Origin of the sequence: Acidipila sp. EB88, assembly GCF_003858395.1 — a bacterium.
Lineage (GTDB): Bacteria > Acidobacteriota > Terriglobia > Terriglobales > Acidobacteriaceae > EB88.
Genome location: NZ_QWEV01000005.1, coordinates 881,928 through 896,511 on the forward strand (window position 1 = coordinate 881,928; position 14,584 = coordinate 896,511).

Below are 14,584 nucleotides of genomic sequence, written 5' to 3' on the forward strand. Positions count from 1 at the left end.
GGTACTATGTATAGGAGTGCGGGTGAGGCAAGAAGTTGCAAAGAACACGGAAGTGTTGGTTCACTCACGCATCGTTGCCAGACCGGAACACGTGGAGGAGGTTCGGTACTGCGGCAGCTGCACCAGGCACGCCCGCGCGCTGAAAGGCTCGTTCGAGCACATCGGCCGCCAGATCCAGGCCACTGCTTTCAGCGATCGCTTTTTGAAACTGCCGGGCTTTGTCCCGGTAGCTCGGATCTCCCATGACTGCCTGGACCGCCTTCGATAACGCTTCCTTGCTCATTGAGCTCACTGGCACCCGTTCGCCTACGCCGTGGTAAACAATTCGGGCAGCAATGCCCGGCTGGTCAAAGCCGACTGGAATCGCAACCATTGGGACTCCAAGCGAGAGCGATTCGAGAGTTGTATTAATCCCCGCATGTGTAATACACAAATCAGAACGCTTCAGCAACTCAATCTGGGGAGCTCTTGACACGACAATCGCGTTCGCAGGAATTGGTCCTAGCTCTTCTATGCGAACGTTACTGCCAATCGAAAGCACAAGCTGCCGTCCCGATATCAATGTCGCCACCTCTATGATGACGCGAAAGATCTCCGTCAGGCCGTTCACCAGGGTGCCCATAGAGGCATAGATCAGTGGCTCCCCGGTCAGCCTCTCCCATGGGAAGGGCACAGTCTCTCGCCCAGACTCGTCGTGAAAGGGACCGGCATAGTGAAATGCCGGAGACTCGTGAACGTTGGGGAAATCAAACTCTTTCGGTGTTTGGGTAATCACCGCTAATTGCGAAATCGTCGGCTCTGGTCTCTTCCAATCTATCTGTAGCCCGTGCTCCGCCGCCCACGCCTGAGCAACATGTTGGATAGGTTGAAAGAGGAGCGCAATTCTCTTAAGCGCGTCCGTATTCCTAGCCCTTGCGGAGGGACTATCTTCATACTCCCACCCAAAGAAGCAGGGCGGCGTCGCTCCTGAGCTGTCGACATGCAAAACATTCCAGATGTGTGCATAAGGAATTCCCATACTGAGCGGCACAAGCTCAGCAAAGAAATGAATGGTGTCGACCACCATAGCCTCAATGCCCCTCAGGGCAAGTAGGCGCGGCAGTTGTTCTAGGGTTATCTTGGTTCGCCGTGGATGCATCTCCTGAAAGGAGTAGCGGGTGACATCCTCTCCTTTGAGCGTCGCCAGATGCGCGTACATTGCTGGCGTCGCCCCGAGAGGGTAAGCCTCCCGGCCGAATGGAACGAAATCAAGCCCCGCACTCTGGACGATGCACGCGGCATCTGAAAGACCGAAAAACGTAACTTCGTGGCCCCGCCCTTGCATCGTCCGACCTAAAGCCGTCATAGGATTTAAGTGCCCAGCGATGGGCATGCTGAGGAAACCGATTTTCATTACCTGAACTCCATTGCATGCTTTTAGAGCCGACCACGCCCATTCGCATTTGGAGCGGCAAGACGCGTTTGATGCGACTTCTTAAAGGGAGCAACTACAGGGCGATTGACAAGAGCCCTTATTCCCCTGGCGCCTGCCTTCCTAGAGTTTGTCGCTGTGGAGGATGGCTCCCTCATCCTTGGCCCAACAATATGGAGGTCTTCTTCCTCGGTCTATTGGGGCAGATCCAGAAGCTTCCTCAAACCCTTGTAGAACTCTGTCGCCTTACCTGAGAGGAGCTTTCATAACCAGTCGCCATGAGACCGGACAACATTCTCTCGACTGTTGCTTCTGCATATTGCTTTGGGCTTCCAAAAGGGAATTTCCCGAACGTGATCAGGAGCGAGGACGCTCCATGGATTCCAGTCCATAGAAATAAGGAGACAGCAAATGCGTCCTTAAATACCGGATACTCTGCTGCACACGCGTTCACGCTGTCAACTAATCGCTCAAAGGCTTGCCGGCCACTACCCGCAGGGATGTGCTGCACCGCCGGGTGATCCTTCGAAGCTGACGGGATCGCAGGCTCTCGCTGCGTCATAAAGATAAGGCGATACTGCTCTGGGTGTTTCACTGCAAACTGTACGTAAGCAAGCATGTAACGGCGAAGCTCATCAATGGGAGGGAGAGAGGAACGTTTAGGTGCGCCGCTTAAGAACCTCTCGAATCCCTCTTCGGCCAAGGTCTTGAGGATAGCGTCCTTATCGGGAAAGTGATTGTAAAGAGCCATGGGCGAATATTCAATCCGGTCGGCAACCTTGCGGATTGTGAGATTGTCATACCCATCTTCCCTAATCAAGTCTGCAGCGGCTATGAGGATCTTGCTCCTCATCCCCTCGCGCTCCTGAGTTCGCCTGTCAGCTGCGCCCATGCCCTATTCCACTCCTTAACTACCATGTACGTTTTATGTACCATCCTCACCCTATCAGATGCAAGCTCGGCAGTCGAGACGCGCATAGCAGTGCCGTACTGCCACGGTCATCGAGACACTTACTGCCAGCAGAGATCGAGTCTCCTCTTGGCTATCTCTACCCATACTTACTGTTGGTACTATCTTCTGCACTCAGTGCTTGGTTAGCCCGCCAGGATCGTGATGTCTACTTCGAGCGAAGCAGTGAGTACTCGCTGCACATTCCTGATCTGGCTCTCCTAACGCACGCTCCTCTCCCTTGCTCGAGGCAGGAAGCCACGGTGCCTGCCTTGAAAAGGCTAGCACACACTAGGTTGAACTCAGGTATATTGTGTACACATACGTAGTTTGTCCCAGTACGCTGTACGAGTCACGTGCCGCACGTGCCGCTATCACGCATTTATCGCAACCAAAGAGTACAAATAACCAGAAAGAGACAGATGTGCCTATGTCTGGCAAAACCTCCACGGTCCTCTGGTGGCTCTTAACATCATCGGCAGTGTTCGTCGGTGTCGTCTCACTTCGCTACGTTCTGCCGCATATACCACTCCCGGCCCCTATCCCCAACTTCACCTCTCATAGAACTATGCTCATCACGCACGCCGTGTCCGCTTCCGTTGCGCTCTTGCTTGGTCCATGGCAGTTCCTTTCCGGTATCCGCAGACGTCGGCCTAGCCTTCATCGATGGGTGGGCCGAGCATATGCAGTAGCGCTCTGCGTTGCGGCGTCCGCCGCCATCTGGATCTCACCGCATGCTGCGGCTGGCTATGTCAGCACAGCCGGCTTTCTCGCTCTGGCTTTTGGCTGGCTCTTTACAATCTTCATGGGGATCCGGGCTATCAAGAGACATTTTGTTGCTACACATCGCACATGGATGATACGCAGCTATGCGTTGACTGCCTCCGCGATCACGCTCCGCATCTACCTTACCTTCATCCCATTGTTTCATCTGCGCTTCGCAATTGCCTACCCGGCAATTGCTTGGCTATGCTGGGTGCCCAATCTGCTCATTGCAGAAGCATGGATCCGGTGGACCGAGGCGACCGGACTGAATCGACACTCCAACCACGATCAGTTAGATCCCACTTCCGGCTCGGTGTGACTGAGCATTGAGCGCTCAGTGCCGCCTCGTTAATCCGCACTTCTCATACGACGAACGCCGATGATGCGACCCTCGCGTCATCATTTACGTGTATAGTTTCTGTGTGCGTACACCATGTTAAACAAACGAGGCTTCTTGAGAAATGACCGTGTTGCTTCACAGATGGCGTCCGTCGCATTAGCGATGGTATCGGCCGTCTCCTCTATCGCTGGGGCACAAACGCAGAAGACTCCAGCCGATACATCTACGCTGAGCGATGCTCTCTCAACACCTAGTGAATCGAGGCCGACATTGATGTCGAACTCTACGCCTCTGGTTGATGCGCCTTCGACAGTAATGCCGGCGCGGGTCGCAGCATCAACAACTGAGGCACTAGGTCCGTCTCTCGCAGGTGCTTCTACTGGAAATCCTGGTCTGCCAAGGTCCGGTTCCTACATGTTTACTTTCCCTAAGCTTCAGCAAAGAGAACACGCTTATCTATACGACCTGCTTGGTCCTGGGGCTTTCATCGGTTCAGCGGTCAAAGCAGTCGTCGATCAAACACATGCGCTCGGCGTCGGATACCCTTCCGATGGGTACTCATCTGTAGGCAATCACCCGGCGCACGGGGTCGTTCCTGAATGGGGTGAGGGCACTGAAGGTTACGCTAAGCGTTACGCTTCGGCGTTCGGGATGGGTCTCGTCGGTACAAGCACCCGCTACGGATTGGGAGAGCTTTTGCACGAGGATGTAAGCTATCACCGTTGTGACTGCACGGGCATCTTCCCGAGAACGGAGCACGCATTCATTCAATCATTTGTAGCGCACACTCGCTCTGGACAGGCAGTCCCTTCGCTTCCTGCTCTGGTCTCTCCGTTTGTGGGCGCTGCCGTAGGTGTCGCGGGCTGGTATCCCGCTCGCTACAATGTTAGCGATGCGCTCCGTACAAGTAGCGGACTCTACTACGCACTTTCGATCAAGAATCTTATCGCTGAATTTACGGGAAAGCACTAGAGGCACACTGTCCGTTGAGTGCTGGCAGCTTCGATCAGTCCACGACTGTCGATCCCCAGTCTGCTCAAGCCAGGTCAGTCGGAGCTCGACCACCTCCGTCCGGAAATCCCAACCGGACCAAGGGTCCACCTTTGCGATGCTGCCTCAACTTAACCATCTATCAACTGGCAACCGAGATCTCGGACTTCCGAGCAACATCAACACAATCGAACGAAGCCACCTACGGCTGTAGCATCATCCTGTAGGCGGCCTACGATGACGAGGTAACCATGACCCCGAACCTTTATTTCACATCTGCGGTATGGTCGCTACTTCAGGCTGGCTGTCGCTAATACTCGCCGGCCGAGTGCGTTTTCTTTCTATATCCATCGACTGAAGCTGATCAAGCGGCAGATGTAAGATCGTGCCGGATCCGATCTGCTCAGGCTGAAGGTCCTCAACGCGGTCTAATCGAAAGGGCTGAAGGCGCCATCACAACCTGGCATACCCGCTCCACCAAAAGTGAGCCAGAAGCCACACAGTTTCTCAGCTGACAGCAAGCCGGTGGTCAGCAGCCGATGTTTCTCGCGTGAAAGAAGAAGTATGCCAAGTGAGCAACTTTCGGGAACTTTGTCAGCTGGGCGAGGAGAATGCGAAGTTAAAGCGGGGTGGCGGATCCTAGCCTGGATCGTCATGTGCTGAAGGAGATTTGCAAGCATGAATGAGGAACCCGGCACAGGCTTTGATTTTGAAAAACACACGTGGCCCGGAATGGATCCGATCGACGTCCCAAGCTCCCGCTGCGTTGCGAAGCACAGTAAAGACTGAGAGCCGCTCCGCAGGGACCGGCATAGGTTCCCAGGCGAATACTCGTGGATCCTGAAGACCACCATCTGTTTAGGACGGTACCGCGGCGGCTGGACCGCGCGCTGAAAGGCTTGTTCGAGTACGTCGGCTGTCCGATCCAGACACTGGTTCAGCAATTCCCTTTTAAAATTGCCGATCTTTGCCCCGGTAGCTCGGATCCCCCAAGACTGCCTGGACCGCCTTCGATAACTCTTCTTCGTTCATTGAATTGACTGGCACCCGTTCGCCCACGCCATGAAAAACAACTCGGGCAGCAACGCCCGGCCTGGACAAAGCCGACTGGAATCGCAGCCATTGGGACCCAAGCAAGAGCGACTCGGGAGTCGTGTTAGTCCTTGTATGTGTGGTGCACACATCAGAGCGCTTCAGCAACTCAATTTGAGGAGCTCTTGAACGACAATGGCGTCTGCAGGGATTAGTCCAAGCTCGTCTAAGCGAATGTTATTGCCAATCGAAAGCACAAGCTGCAGTCCGGATCTCGCTGGCGCCACCTCTATGGTGACACGAAAGATCTCCGTCAGACCGTTCACCAGGGTGCCTATAGACACCCAACGGGCTCAGATTCCCATTGTCGTTGTTTTCGCAATGCGTAGTTTGATGCCAGCCGGATCAATCAATTCATAACAATTATCACTATCGACTGCATGCGGATTAGCCATGAGCGCCGCCTGCAAATGTTCCGATGTCGTAACTTGCATCTCGAAATGCCTCATCCTCGCCGTGCCGATGGGTGCCGGAGGAGCGTTGATACCTTGCCAAGTATTGATTGCGATGCGGTGTTTGAATGGGCCACCGGCGCCCAGATCGGCAACCTGCATCGGTGGCCAATATCGCGCCGACTGCATTCCCAGGCTCCTATAAAATTCGTGGGACTGATCGAGATTGCCCACATACAAGTGAATATGTCCGATCTTTGTTCCGTCCGCAGCTGGTTCTCTCTCTGAGCCGGGTTCGTAGGCGTCGAAGACCTTTTCAAGATCCAGAGCGTAAGCGCCCGGTCTCTCCACCCCATCTGCGCCTATGAACGCAAGTCGATTGCCAACAGGGCGCACACCACGGAAACGCTCCGGGGTCTCCAAGGTAAACTCGATTTTTATGCCGTCTGGATCATCTAGATAGATCGCTTTGGAAAACGTGTGATCCGTTGGAGCGATTGGGTAGTCCAGATCGATGAACCTCTTCAACATCCGCGCGAAATCTCGGGCATTAGGTGCGTGAATGGCTAAGTGGTAGAGCCCGCTGTGCCCCTGCTTGTAAGACGTTCGTGCGCCCCCGTGGAGGACGAGCAGTGTCGCATCCTTCGTGCCATCCTCGATGAGGCCGCCGTCAGTCGCCCGACGTTCTAAACCGGCAAGCTCCTGCCAGAAGTGAGCCGTCCTCTCCACATCTCTCACCTCGAGATGAACCGGACCGAAGGTAATGAAATCTTGATTAATCACAACTCCTCCCTCGACAGACTCAAAGTGTCACCGCGCCCGATCGAAGCCTGAGAGCGGTCTCACTTACTTGGTGTTGCCGGGTCGCGCCTATATAGACTCGATGTGCTGTACCAGGAACTCTTTGCGATCCTTGCCTTCACGCAAGACTCTGTCCCACCGGCTGTCAGAAACGCTACATCCTTCACACCGATGAGGCCAGAGACAGAACGAAGGTATGGCTCCACATGATTGAAGGAGGCCATTTGGGTTCCGGTGTCATACATCCCCCTGTTGCGACAACGAACGGAACCTTCTTGCCTGTTAGGAGCTCCTGCGGCTTTCCGTCCACATAGGCAAATGTCTTGCGCGCTCGTACCACCAGATCAATCCACAGCTTCAAGACCGAAGCAATGCCGAAGTTGTACATAGGAACTCCGACCACCCACTCATCGGACTCACTCAATCCACTGAGGAAGGTGTCAGACAGCGAGAGCAAATGCTTCTGCTCCTCCGTCTGTTGCGCCACGGGAGTAAAAGCGGCACTCACCCACGTCGCGCTTATCGGCGGAAGTGGTGTCGCGTTCAAATCACGATAAAGAACCTCCACTTGACTGAGCAGACTTCCACCCACCAACGAAGGCGGAGGTCAGCTCGCGGGAGACGGACATTCCGTATAGAGGGCCGAAGTCGATATGAAGCGAGCGAGACACCGCATTCTCCTTGTAGACATAAGGTCACAATACGACATATGTCTATATCTGTAATGGACGAATGTCCATCTAGTTAGCAAAGATTCATAAAAGCTAAGCTGTACACATGGCAATCCGATCAGCACGTGCCGAAGATGTCGAGAACACAGATCGCCGGGTTCTGCGAAGTCGTCAGATGCCTGTGGATGCACTCGCGAGACTACTCCTGCGCAGGGACTTCGACGACACATCGATCCAGGAGATTACGGACGAGGCGGATCTAACCAGGGCCACCTTTTACCTGCATTTCGCGGACAAGTCAGCGCTGTTGCAGGCTATGACGGCTATCCGCTTCGGCGAACTGATCGAAAAACGCGGCATCTCTCGTACGACCGATGCGGCAGATCTGAAGGGTCTTGCTCAGGTCGTCTGCGAGTACCTCGCCAAGGTTCTCGAATGTCACAGCTCAAGCAACATGCCACTTGAGCGGGCGGTGATCCCGGCCATTGAAGGTGTGCTCCAGAAAGCTTTAAAGGGAGTCAACTTTGCTCCTGGTGTAGACGCCGACAGCTACGCAACGGCGATAGCATGGGCACTCTACGGCTTGGCAAGCCGTTGGGCCCATACACTGAAGCAGAAAACAGCAGAGGAGATGGCGGACGCAATCGAAGTGCTTTTAAGACCCATCATCGAAAACGTCTTGTCAGCGCGATTGAGCTGATCTATCCCAAGAGAGCGCGCGTCTTCTGTATCGAAGCAAGCGTCACAAAGACGTCTTATATTGGGCTAAGCGTCGCAAGCAGCTAAAGGCACTAATCCGCAAAGTCTTTGAGGAAAGCCTTCAAGGCTTCATTCACCGCAGTCGGGGCCTCGACCGTAATGATGTGAGCGGCATCAGGGATGATGACCAACTTCGATCCTTGGATCGCTGCCGCCAATCCATGGGCTACGCTTGGCGGCGTACTTGGGTCGCGTTCTCCAACAAGCACTAACGTGGGGCAGAGGATCTCTCCGAGCCGTCCCTGGATGTCGAGAGTTGAAATAACGTCCCATATCGCCGCATGAGTTGCAGGATCGTCTGCGAGCAGCGTTTTTGTGACCCGGTCCGTAATATCGGGCCGCTGCATCCTCGTTTTCGGTGTGAACCAGCGCTCCAAACTCGACTGAGTTACGGTAGCCATCCCTCCGGCACGAACCGCTTCTGCCCGAGTTCTCATACCGCGTCGCACGTCCTGTGAAAAGTGAGAACCTGTTCCGATCAAAGTAAGGCTGCGTACGAGTTCTGGGCGCTCGAGCGTGGTCATCTGCGCAATCATCCCACCGAAGGAAATACCCACGAGGTGAACCGGCCTTACGCTAACCTCCTCGATCAACTTTGCAGTGACAGCAGCGGCATATTCGAAAGACCACTCCCCCGGCGCGCCAGAGGAATTCCCATGGCCAGGTAGATCGAATGCGACTACGTTAAATTCCTCGCGCAACGCCTCGATCTGCCGATCCCAATAGGTGAGATCGTAGCCCACCGCATGAACCAGAACAACAGTCGCCGGCTTATCTGTGCTCGTTCGTATCCAATTGATCTGTGTCTCTGCAAGCACGTTGGACGACTTTCTGTTCATCTACTTTCGATGACTGTTGTCGTTCAGAGACCCACAAATATTGGTGTTCTCTGGTGTTGTGGCGTCAATTGAGGACGGGGCCTGACTCCGTTACCCGATCCCAGCTCCAGTCGAATGGACGAGAACGAATAGACAGATGAGAACGTGGGTGCCTGGCACTTTATGGCTCGCCGAATAATGCTTTCGTTAATCGCTCGGCTCGACCCGCGCTCGGTTGCGCACTCCGGTCTTCGCACAATGAGGCCGGCTAATCACCTCAACAATGGTCTAGCGAAGCCAAGTCAAACCCCCTTTATACCATTGTATTTCGCTAATCCCTCGATTCCGGCATGGGGGGGTTCTGCCAAGTGCTAAAAGAACGGCAAGAAAATTCCGGTAATTCCCCCAGCGAATAAGCAGACCGTCGCGGAAGGTAAGGATGTTTACGTACCTCGGCTCGAACGCGCTGCCCATCATGACAGTGCGCCCTTTATCTTCAGCTTGCAACATGACCACGTCAGGATAGGTTGTCTTGGACGGTAGAACTATCAGTCAGGTCATTGAACACAGACACCGTTCCACCACTCATACGCTCGCGATAGATATATGTGAGCTTCCATCTCATCGTTGATAAGTCGGAATGGCCGGTCCTGCAGACGTTGCCGTTCGCAAAATATGATCTCGTTGCGGCTCGATCGCGACAACACCAATCACCGAACGCGCTCAAGAGCGTGACGTTGAATCAGCTTCCACCGGAAGACCTCGTCGAAGTTACGCCTGAGCCAGCTCTGCGCAGGTGATTGATAACATCTTCTCCGGGGAGAAGCTTGCACGCAAGATTGCCTTCGAGGTGAGCGACATACCTACGGCACTGCAGTTTGTTGATCGAGGGCTGGAAGTGGCTGTTGCCCCGTACGCTCTAGTGTCTTCCTATGGGACCGGTGGAAAGCTTGCTACTTTCACACTTCGCACCCATGATGCCTCTTTGCCGAAGTGGAACATTGCGATGCGGGGAAAGACAAGACGTACGCTCGGCTGAAGGGATAGCGATACCTTCCCAAAACCCTTCAATCGTGCGATAGCAACCGGGGATTTGACCTCTTCGTGGCGATGGGTCGTGTCCCTCCGAAAGGTTTTCGATGAATGTCTACTTCTACTTGTTCTGGTTTCCGACTTGCCCTCGATAGCGTTACCTCCTAAAGCCGCGAGCCAGAACCCTCAATGAAGGGGAGGAAGCTATTCACCTAGCCACTTTCTACTATCCGATCTATGGTCCGGGTCTCATGCGTGCTCTTTTGCACACGTGAAGCTCGGAACACGTTGCGTGAATGTCAGGTGATGCGATGGTATGACCTACTACAGCCCTCCTATCAGAGTTATTCTCAACTCATACCCGTTTTGCCTGGGGACCAGTAGGGCTTCACGATGACACGTGATATTCCATCAGCCTTAGCCGACTTCAGCTTCTTGATCTGTTGTATAGAACGCGCATTTCCGGACAAGATGATCTGGTGGATCGCTGTTGAGTGATCGAATATGCGACTGGCAGCACCGGTGAGATGATCGTCTCCTTCGGTTCGTTTGATCAAAACGGCATCGCACAGCCCGAATGATTCGAGCACGTGTTGCGATTCCTGTAGATCAGACACTTCAAAAACAAAGCGGGGCACTAAGTCGGCAGACGCGGCATTGCGCAGCGCCAGCCCCAGGCCGAACGCTGTTTCGTCTCCAAAGAGGTTGAGAGGTTCGTCCAAAGTCACGTTCAACGGCCGAGTGGGGCCCAAAAAGTCGTGACTGGACCCGGACCGCACCGTTCGCGCCCACGTTGACCCCGGACCATTCCCGTGAAGGTAGACCAGAATGCTGGTACGGCCACGGTGGCGGTCCCAGTTGATCGGAGTGTAGGTTCGCCCCATTAATCCAGCCCCTGTAGTGATCTGGATTTGGTGCCCCGGTATCCACTCAAGGCTCTGCAGATCGTCTCCTTCAAGATGGATGACGCGAAAGTTCTTCGAGAGAGAATCTACCGCCACTACGTGCGAGCGGTGCAAGAGCCATTTCCGCAGAGCTCTTACCAGGACATTGCCTGAACTCTCATTGGGGAATTCACCTCGGGACGTTTCCATGTAGTTCTCTCCTTATGCGGCGCACACTCGTGGATATTGATCAGACTGGCGCTCGTAGCAGATCAGTTTGGCCGTGGACCGCAGATCCGATTTGCCAGACGTTGTGCTACAAGGATGGTGATCCACCGCAATACCGAGGAACCTGGTCAGGAGGGGCTTTTGAGTTCTCCATGATTTCCAGCCAATCTTCGGTTGCGAGGTGCGCTTCCTCTGCCCGGTGCGTTTTCAGCACCGCATTGTAGAAGCTGCGGATCTCGTGTTTTGCGTTCCGGGTTATCACAATGAAGTCGTCTGCCATCGTCATCTTCGGAGACCTTCAAAACCTTAGCGGCGATGTACGGGTTCGAGCGCTACTCGTCAGTGGTCTCTCGAACGGGCTTGAGTCAATGCGGATCGCGATTCCCGAGTAGAGCTTATGCTGATAAAGATGGCCGCGCTATGCTAACCATGCCAACATGTATCAAATAAACGCCATGGCTGATTTATCCCTAGATCTTTCACTATTCGAGTCGCCCGGTCGGCCAAGGCTCTTCGCTATAGCGGGGTCTCAAGCAAACGAACTCAGTTCCGGTCCGCATCAGCACGGCCAGGGACAACTACTTGGTTCGATGAGCGGATTGCTCTCGGTAGATGTGGAGAGCAAAGTCTGGATCGTTCCTGCCATTCATGCAGTATGGCTGCCTCCGGGTACCCTTCACGCCGTCCACTCCCATGGACCCTTCAACGGGTGGGCTGTCTTCATCGAAGAATCCTCGTGTGACAGCCTCCCTCAAGGTACCTGCACAATTCGGGTTTCCGGTCTTCTTCGGGAAGCCGTGCTTCGGGCAGCAACTTGGCCACGCGGATCACATGACACACAGAGCGAGACCATCGCTTCCGCGATTATCGATGAGATTAGAACACTGCCATTGGAATTCTTCGGGCTTCCTCTTCCCTCCGATGAACGGTTGATGCGAATTGCTCAGGCGTTCATTGCAGATCCATCCAACGAACGCGGTCTCCGGGATTGGGCTCGCTTCGCCGCCGTCAGTTCGCGAACAATAAGCCGTCGATTCGTAACGCAAACGGGTTTTACCTTCACGGCATGGCGCCAGCGTGCTCGCTTGTTGCGGTCGTTGGAGATGCTGGCATCAGGGATGCCTGTGACCGAGGTCGCTGCGAATCTCGACTACTCCACAACGAGCGCGTTCATTACCCTGTTTCGTCGCACGTTCGGTGAGACACCTTCGAAGCATCGGTCTATCGTGAAACCTTAGTCGTGGAACAATTGCGACTTACCATTGCCTTCTCGCCTTGAATGCCGATTCAACGCGTTCAACGAAGGTCGCCTCCGAATTAGATTTGCACGAGACTATGCTGAGCCGATGGATGCGTCCGTTCGCCGCCGCCTCTGCTCCTGCGCAGACGTCGCAACAGACGAGAGTACAGCCAGCTACGCCTTCGCTAGCCGACATGGCAGCAAAAATCAACCAGCTGCGGCTTATCGGCATTGACAAGGTTGCCTGTACCCCACGCCGCTTCAGCACCAATGGAAGCAGCGGCGTTTTGTTAACGACACGGAGCAAGTCAGGCAGTAGCCGGCACAACCTCGTTTCGATGTAAACCCCGACAGCCTCCACGCTTCCGTGATAAGTGGCGCGGTGCACGAATGCAGGAGGTATCCATGCAATCAGTCCAATCGGTGCTGCCCAAACCAAGTCGTTGACCCAGATCGTCATGGCGCCATCGAGAATCAGAAGGAGCTGTCCCTCTTGGTGGACATGGGGAGCGGTCTCGGCGGCGGCCCGAACCTTTGGGCCGCCTCGTTTGAATACTCGCATTAGAGAGCTGTCTGGAGATTTTGCCTACTGGTAACCGATCCAAGCGGAAAGTGTACGCCAGTCATTTCCTCGGAAGCCTGCCAGAGGTGCCGGCTTAGGCTTTCGTCCTTTACAGCCTTGGAACTCTTGATAAGTTCAGGGCCGCCCCGCATATGCATGAAGTTTTTCGGCCCAACAAAGCTATTTCCCGGAACATCGGCTACAGCAGCGTACAACACGGGCAGTGCTCCCATGTCCGGACTCTGCGCCATGTACCGGACCACCAGGCGCATGATGCTGCTAGTTGCTTCGTCATAGATATTTGACGAAACAAGCCCGGGGTGAGCGACATTAGCGATGACCTTGGAGCCGACAGCGGTGAGGCGGCGCTGCAGTTCTGCAGTGAATAGCAGGTTCGCAAGCTTTGAATTTGCATAGGAGCTAAACTCCTTATACGGCGTCCTATCCCAATTGAGGTCGTCTAGATTGAGGCGAGCCATTCCCTCGGCTAGTGAACCAACCGTAACAACGCGACCGGTGACCTTGGGGAGAAGCAAGTTCGTCAAGGCAAACGGACCCAAATGGTTCGTACCAAACTGGAGTTCGAACCCATCGTTGGTGCGCTGCAGCGAGGGGGATGAAATGCCGGCGTTATTGATGAGCAACTCGATCGGACTCTCCCACGAATGAACGAAGGAGCGAATAGATACCAAACTGGCTAGGTCGAGCTTGCGAACCTCTGTAGTACCCCGCATTGTGGCGGCGGCCTCTTTCCCTTTCTGCTCGTCGCGAACTGCGAGCACTACTCGCGCTCCGCGCGCCGCCAGAACTTTCGCCGTGGCAAAACCAATACCGCTGTTGGAACCTGTCACGATGACGACTTTGCCGGTCATGTTTGGAACGAAAGCAGCGTCTGCTTTTGGCATGATCTTTCCTCCTTCGCTAGCAGTTGGATAACCTCACCTGGCAACAATGGTGATTTGTTCAGACTTAAGCTCGTGCATAGTCCATCGCGTCGAGATCGTTAATCAGTCCCAGACTCGTCGAAGCCCAGTTCAGCTTCTGCTGCGTGGTAACGCTTGACGCCAAGAGGTCCAATCCCACAAACATCGCCAGCCAACCGAAGTGGGCCTCGACCTCATCTGACGCGATACGTTCCGCAGATACCTTCAAACCACGAATTAGGGTTTCGGCGATTTGGGTAATCCACGGCGCGCATGGACTTTCCTCGGTGACCGGCGTCCCGTCAGTTCTCATTGCGACGGCAGCGGCGAGGTGATAATGAACGGACGTGGAGATCCTGCCAGAAGCTCCCCGATGACTTCCACCGGTTTCCGGTCGTCCTCACTAGACTTTGGAATCCTGAAAAATCATGGTTAAACGCGAGGTGGATCACACCGGCTGAATGAGTGACTCCCTTTCGCAGAGTGTCTGGTTCCTGCACGTCGCCGATATGAATTTCTGCACCAGATGCGAGAAGTGCAGCAGCGCTCTCAGCCGAGCGAGTCAGACCCGGCACTGTATGTCCCACTCCGCCTAACTCAGGTAGAAAAGCCGAATCAATGAAGCTCGTTGCCCCGGTCACAAAGATGCGCACAGTCGTTTCTCCTTGCGGCTTATCCAAGCCGTCCATCATCTGATGGAAGTGAAGCAAAGACGATCTATGCCGAA

At 54.5% G+C, this 14,584-nt stretch carries 13 protein-coding genes and 1 pseudogene; 3 read left to right on the forward strand and 11 right to left on the reverse strand.

The annotated features are described in order from the left end of the window. Nucleotides 1-64: 64 nt before the first annotated feature. On the reverse strand, nt 65-1,393 hold the full coding sequence (locus D1Y84_RS04535; RefSeq protein ID WP_124847467.1) for a glycosyltransferase: 1,329 nt from the start codon (nt 1,391-1,393) through the stop codon (nt 65-67). Between the two features lie 238 nt (nt 1,394-1,631). Then, entirely contained in the window at nt 1,632-2,303 is a 672-nt protein-coding gene (locus D1Y84_RS04540) for a TetR/AcrR family transcriptional regulator (RefSeq protein ID WP_124847468.1), read from the reverse strand. Between the two features lie 625 nt (nt 2,304-2,928). On the opposite strand from D1Y84_RS04540, the gene D1Y84_RS04545 reads away from it, so the two are divergent. Next, entirely contained in the window at nt 2,929-3,444 is a 516-nt protein-coding gene (locus D1Y84_RS04545; RefSeq protein WP_158615321.1) for a DUF2306 domain-containing protein, read from the forward strand. A 2,396-nt stretch (nt 3,445-5,840) separates the two neighbouring features. Here the strand turns inward: D1Y84_RS04545 and D1Y84_RS04550 are convergent. Continuing rightward, nucleotides 5,841-6,722 (reverse strand): VOC family protein, encoded by an 882-nt coding sequence (locus tag D1Y84_RS04550; RefSeq protein ID WP_124847470.1) that lies wholly within the window; start codon nt 6,720-6,722, stop codon nt 5,841-5,843. Nucleotides 6,723-6,903: 181 nt separating this feature from the next. Beyond that, nucleotides 6,904-7,287 (reverse strand): NAD(P)H-dependent oxidoreductase, encoded by a 384-nt coding sequence (locus D1Y84_RS18345; protein WP_233581124.1) that lies wholly within the window; start codon nt 7,285-7,287, stop codon nt 6,904-6,906. A gap of 230 nt (nt 7,288-7,517) precedes the next feature. Between D1Y84_RS18345 and D1Y84_RS04560 the strand changes: the two genes are divergently transcribed. Further along, nucleotides 7,518-8,111, forward strand: coding sequence for a TetR/AcrR family transcriptional regulator (locus D1Y84_RS04560; RefSeq protein ID WP_124847471.1), 594 nt, complete (start codon nt 7,518-7,520; stop codon nt 8,109-8,111). A gap of 91 nt (nt 8,112-8,202) precedes the next feature. Here D1Y84_RS04560 and D1Y84_RS04565 read toward each other — a convergent pair whose 3' ends face one another. The 3 genes and pseudogenes from D1Y84_RS04565 to D1Y84_RS18870 form a co-directional block, all read right to left on the reverse strand. Continuing rightward, nucleotides 8,203-9,009 (reverse strand): alpha/beta fold hydrolase, encoded by an 807-nt coding sequence (locus D1Y84_RS04565; protein WP_124847472.1) that lies wholly within the window; start codon nt 9,007-9,009, stop codon nt 8,203-8,205. A 1,361-nt stretch (nt 9,010-10,370) separates the two neighbouring features. Continuing rightward, nucleotides 10,371-10,742 carry a hypothetical protein gene (locus D1Y84_RS18350; protein ID WP_233581126.1) on the reverse strand — a complete coding sequence of 124 codons (372 nt, stop codon included), beginning with the start codon at nt 10,740-10,742 and terminating at the stop codon, nt 10,371-10,373. Nucleotides 10,743-10,769: 27 nt separating this feature from the next. Then, nucleotides 10,770-11,114, reverse strand: a pseudogene (locus D1Y84_RS18870) (siderophore-interacting protein); the annotation flags it as partial. A 473-nt stretch (nt 11,115-11,587) separates the two neighbouring features. On the opposite strand from D1Y84_RS18870, the gene D1Y84_RS18875 reads away from it, so the two are divergent. Further along, nucleotides 11,588-12,370 carry a helix-turn-helix domain-containing protein gene (locus D1Y84_RS18875; RefSeq protein ID WP_124849930.1) on the forward strand — a complete coding sequence of 261 codons (783 nt, stop codon included), beginning with the start codon at nt 11,588-11,590 and terminating at the stop codon, nt 12,368-12,370. A gap of 18 nt (nt 12,371-12,388) precedes the next feature. Here D1Y84_RS18875 and D1Y84_RS18880 read toward each other — a convergent pair whose 3' ends face one another. From D1Y84_RS18880 to D1Y84_RS18360, 4 genes are all read right to left on the reverse strand, one after another. Then, a complete protein-coding gene (locus tag D1Y84_RS18880; RefSeq protein ID WP_124847475.1) occupies nt 12,389-12,934 on the reverse strand; it encodes an AraC family ligand binding domain-containing protein in 546 nt (181 codons plus the stop codon). After that, nucleotides 12,934-13,839: an oxidoreductase gene (locus tag D1Y84_RS04590; RefSeq protein ID WP_124847476.1), complete on the reverse strand. Its 906-nt coding sequence runs from the start codon at nt 13,837-13,839 to the stop codon at nt 12,934-12,936. The genes D1Y84_RS18880 and D1Y84_RS04590 overlap by 1 nt, the downstream gene beginning before the upstream one ends. A gap of 64 nt (nt 13,840-13,903) precedes the next feature. Beyond that, complete coding sequence (locus D1Y84_RS18355; RefSeq protein WP_233581127.1) at nt 13,904-14,170, reverse strand: hypothetical protein; 267 nt, start codon at nt 14,168-14,170, stop codon at nt 13,904-13,906. Further along, on the reverse strand, nt 14,160-14,549 hold the full coding sequence (locus D1Y84_RS18360) for an NAD-dependent epimerase/dehydratase family protein (protein ID WP_370245804.1): 390 nt from the start codon (nt 14,547-14,549) through the stop codon (nt 14,160-14,162). The genes D1Y84_RS18355 and D1Y84_RS18360 overlap by 11 nt, the downstream gene beginning before the upstream one ends. Nucleotides 14,550-14,584: the final 35 nt, after the last annotated feature.

Coding starts and splice junctions, on each gene's coding strand:
- D1Y84_RS04535 (WP_124847467.1), bottom strand. CDS start 1,393: ATGAAAATCGGTTTCCTCAGCATGCCCATCGCTGGGCACTTAAATCCT.
- D1Y84_RS04540 (WP_124847468.1), bottom strand. CDS start 2,303: ATGGGCGCAGCTGACAGGCGAACTCAGGAGCGCGAGGGGATGAGGAGC.
- D1Y84_RS04545 (WP_158615321.1), top strand. CDS start 2,929: ATGCTCATCACGCACGCCGTGTCCGCTTCCGTTGCGCTCTTGCTTGGT.
- D1Y84_RS04560 (WP_124847471.1), top strand. CDS start 7,518: ATGGCAATCCGATCAGCACGTGCCGAAGATGTCGAGAACACAGATCGC.
- D1Y84_RS04565 (WP_124847472.1), bottom strand. CDS start 9,009: ATGAACAGAAAGTCGTCCAACGTGCTTGCAGAGACACAGATCAATTGG.
- D1Y84_RS18875 (WP_124849930.1), top strand. CDS start 11,588: ATGGCTGATTTATCCCTAGATCTTTCACTATTCGAGTCGCCCGGTCGG.
- D1Y84_RS18880 (WP_124847475.1), bottom strand. CDS start 12,934: ATGCGAGTATTCAAACGAGGCGGCCCAAAGGTTCGGGCCGCCGCCGAG.
- D1Y84_RS04590 (WP_124847476.1), bottom strand. CDS start 13,839: ATGCCAAAAGCAGACGCTGCTTTCGTTCCAAACATGACCGGCAAAGTC.
- D1Y84_RS18355 (WP_233581127.1), bottom strand. CDS start 14,170: ATGAGAACTGACGGGACGCCGGTCACCGAGGAAAGTCCATGCGCGCCG.
- D1Y84_RS18360 (WP_370245804.1), bottom strand. CDS start 14,549: ATGATGGACGGCTTGGATAAGCCGCAAGGAGAAACGACTGTGCGCATC.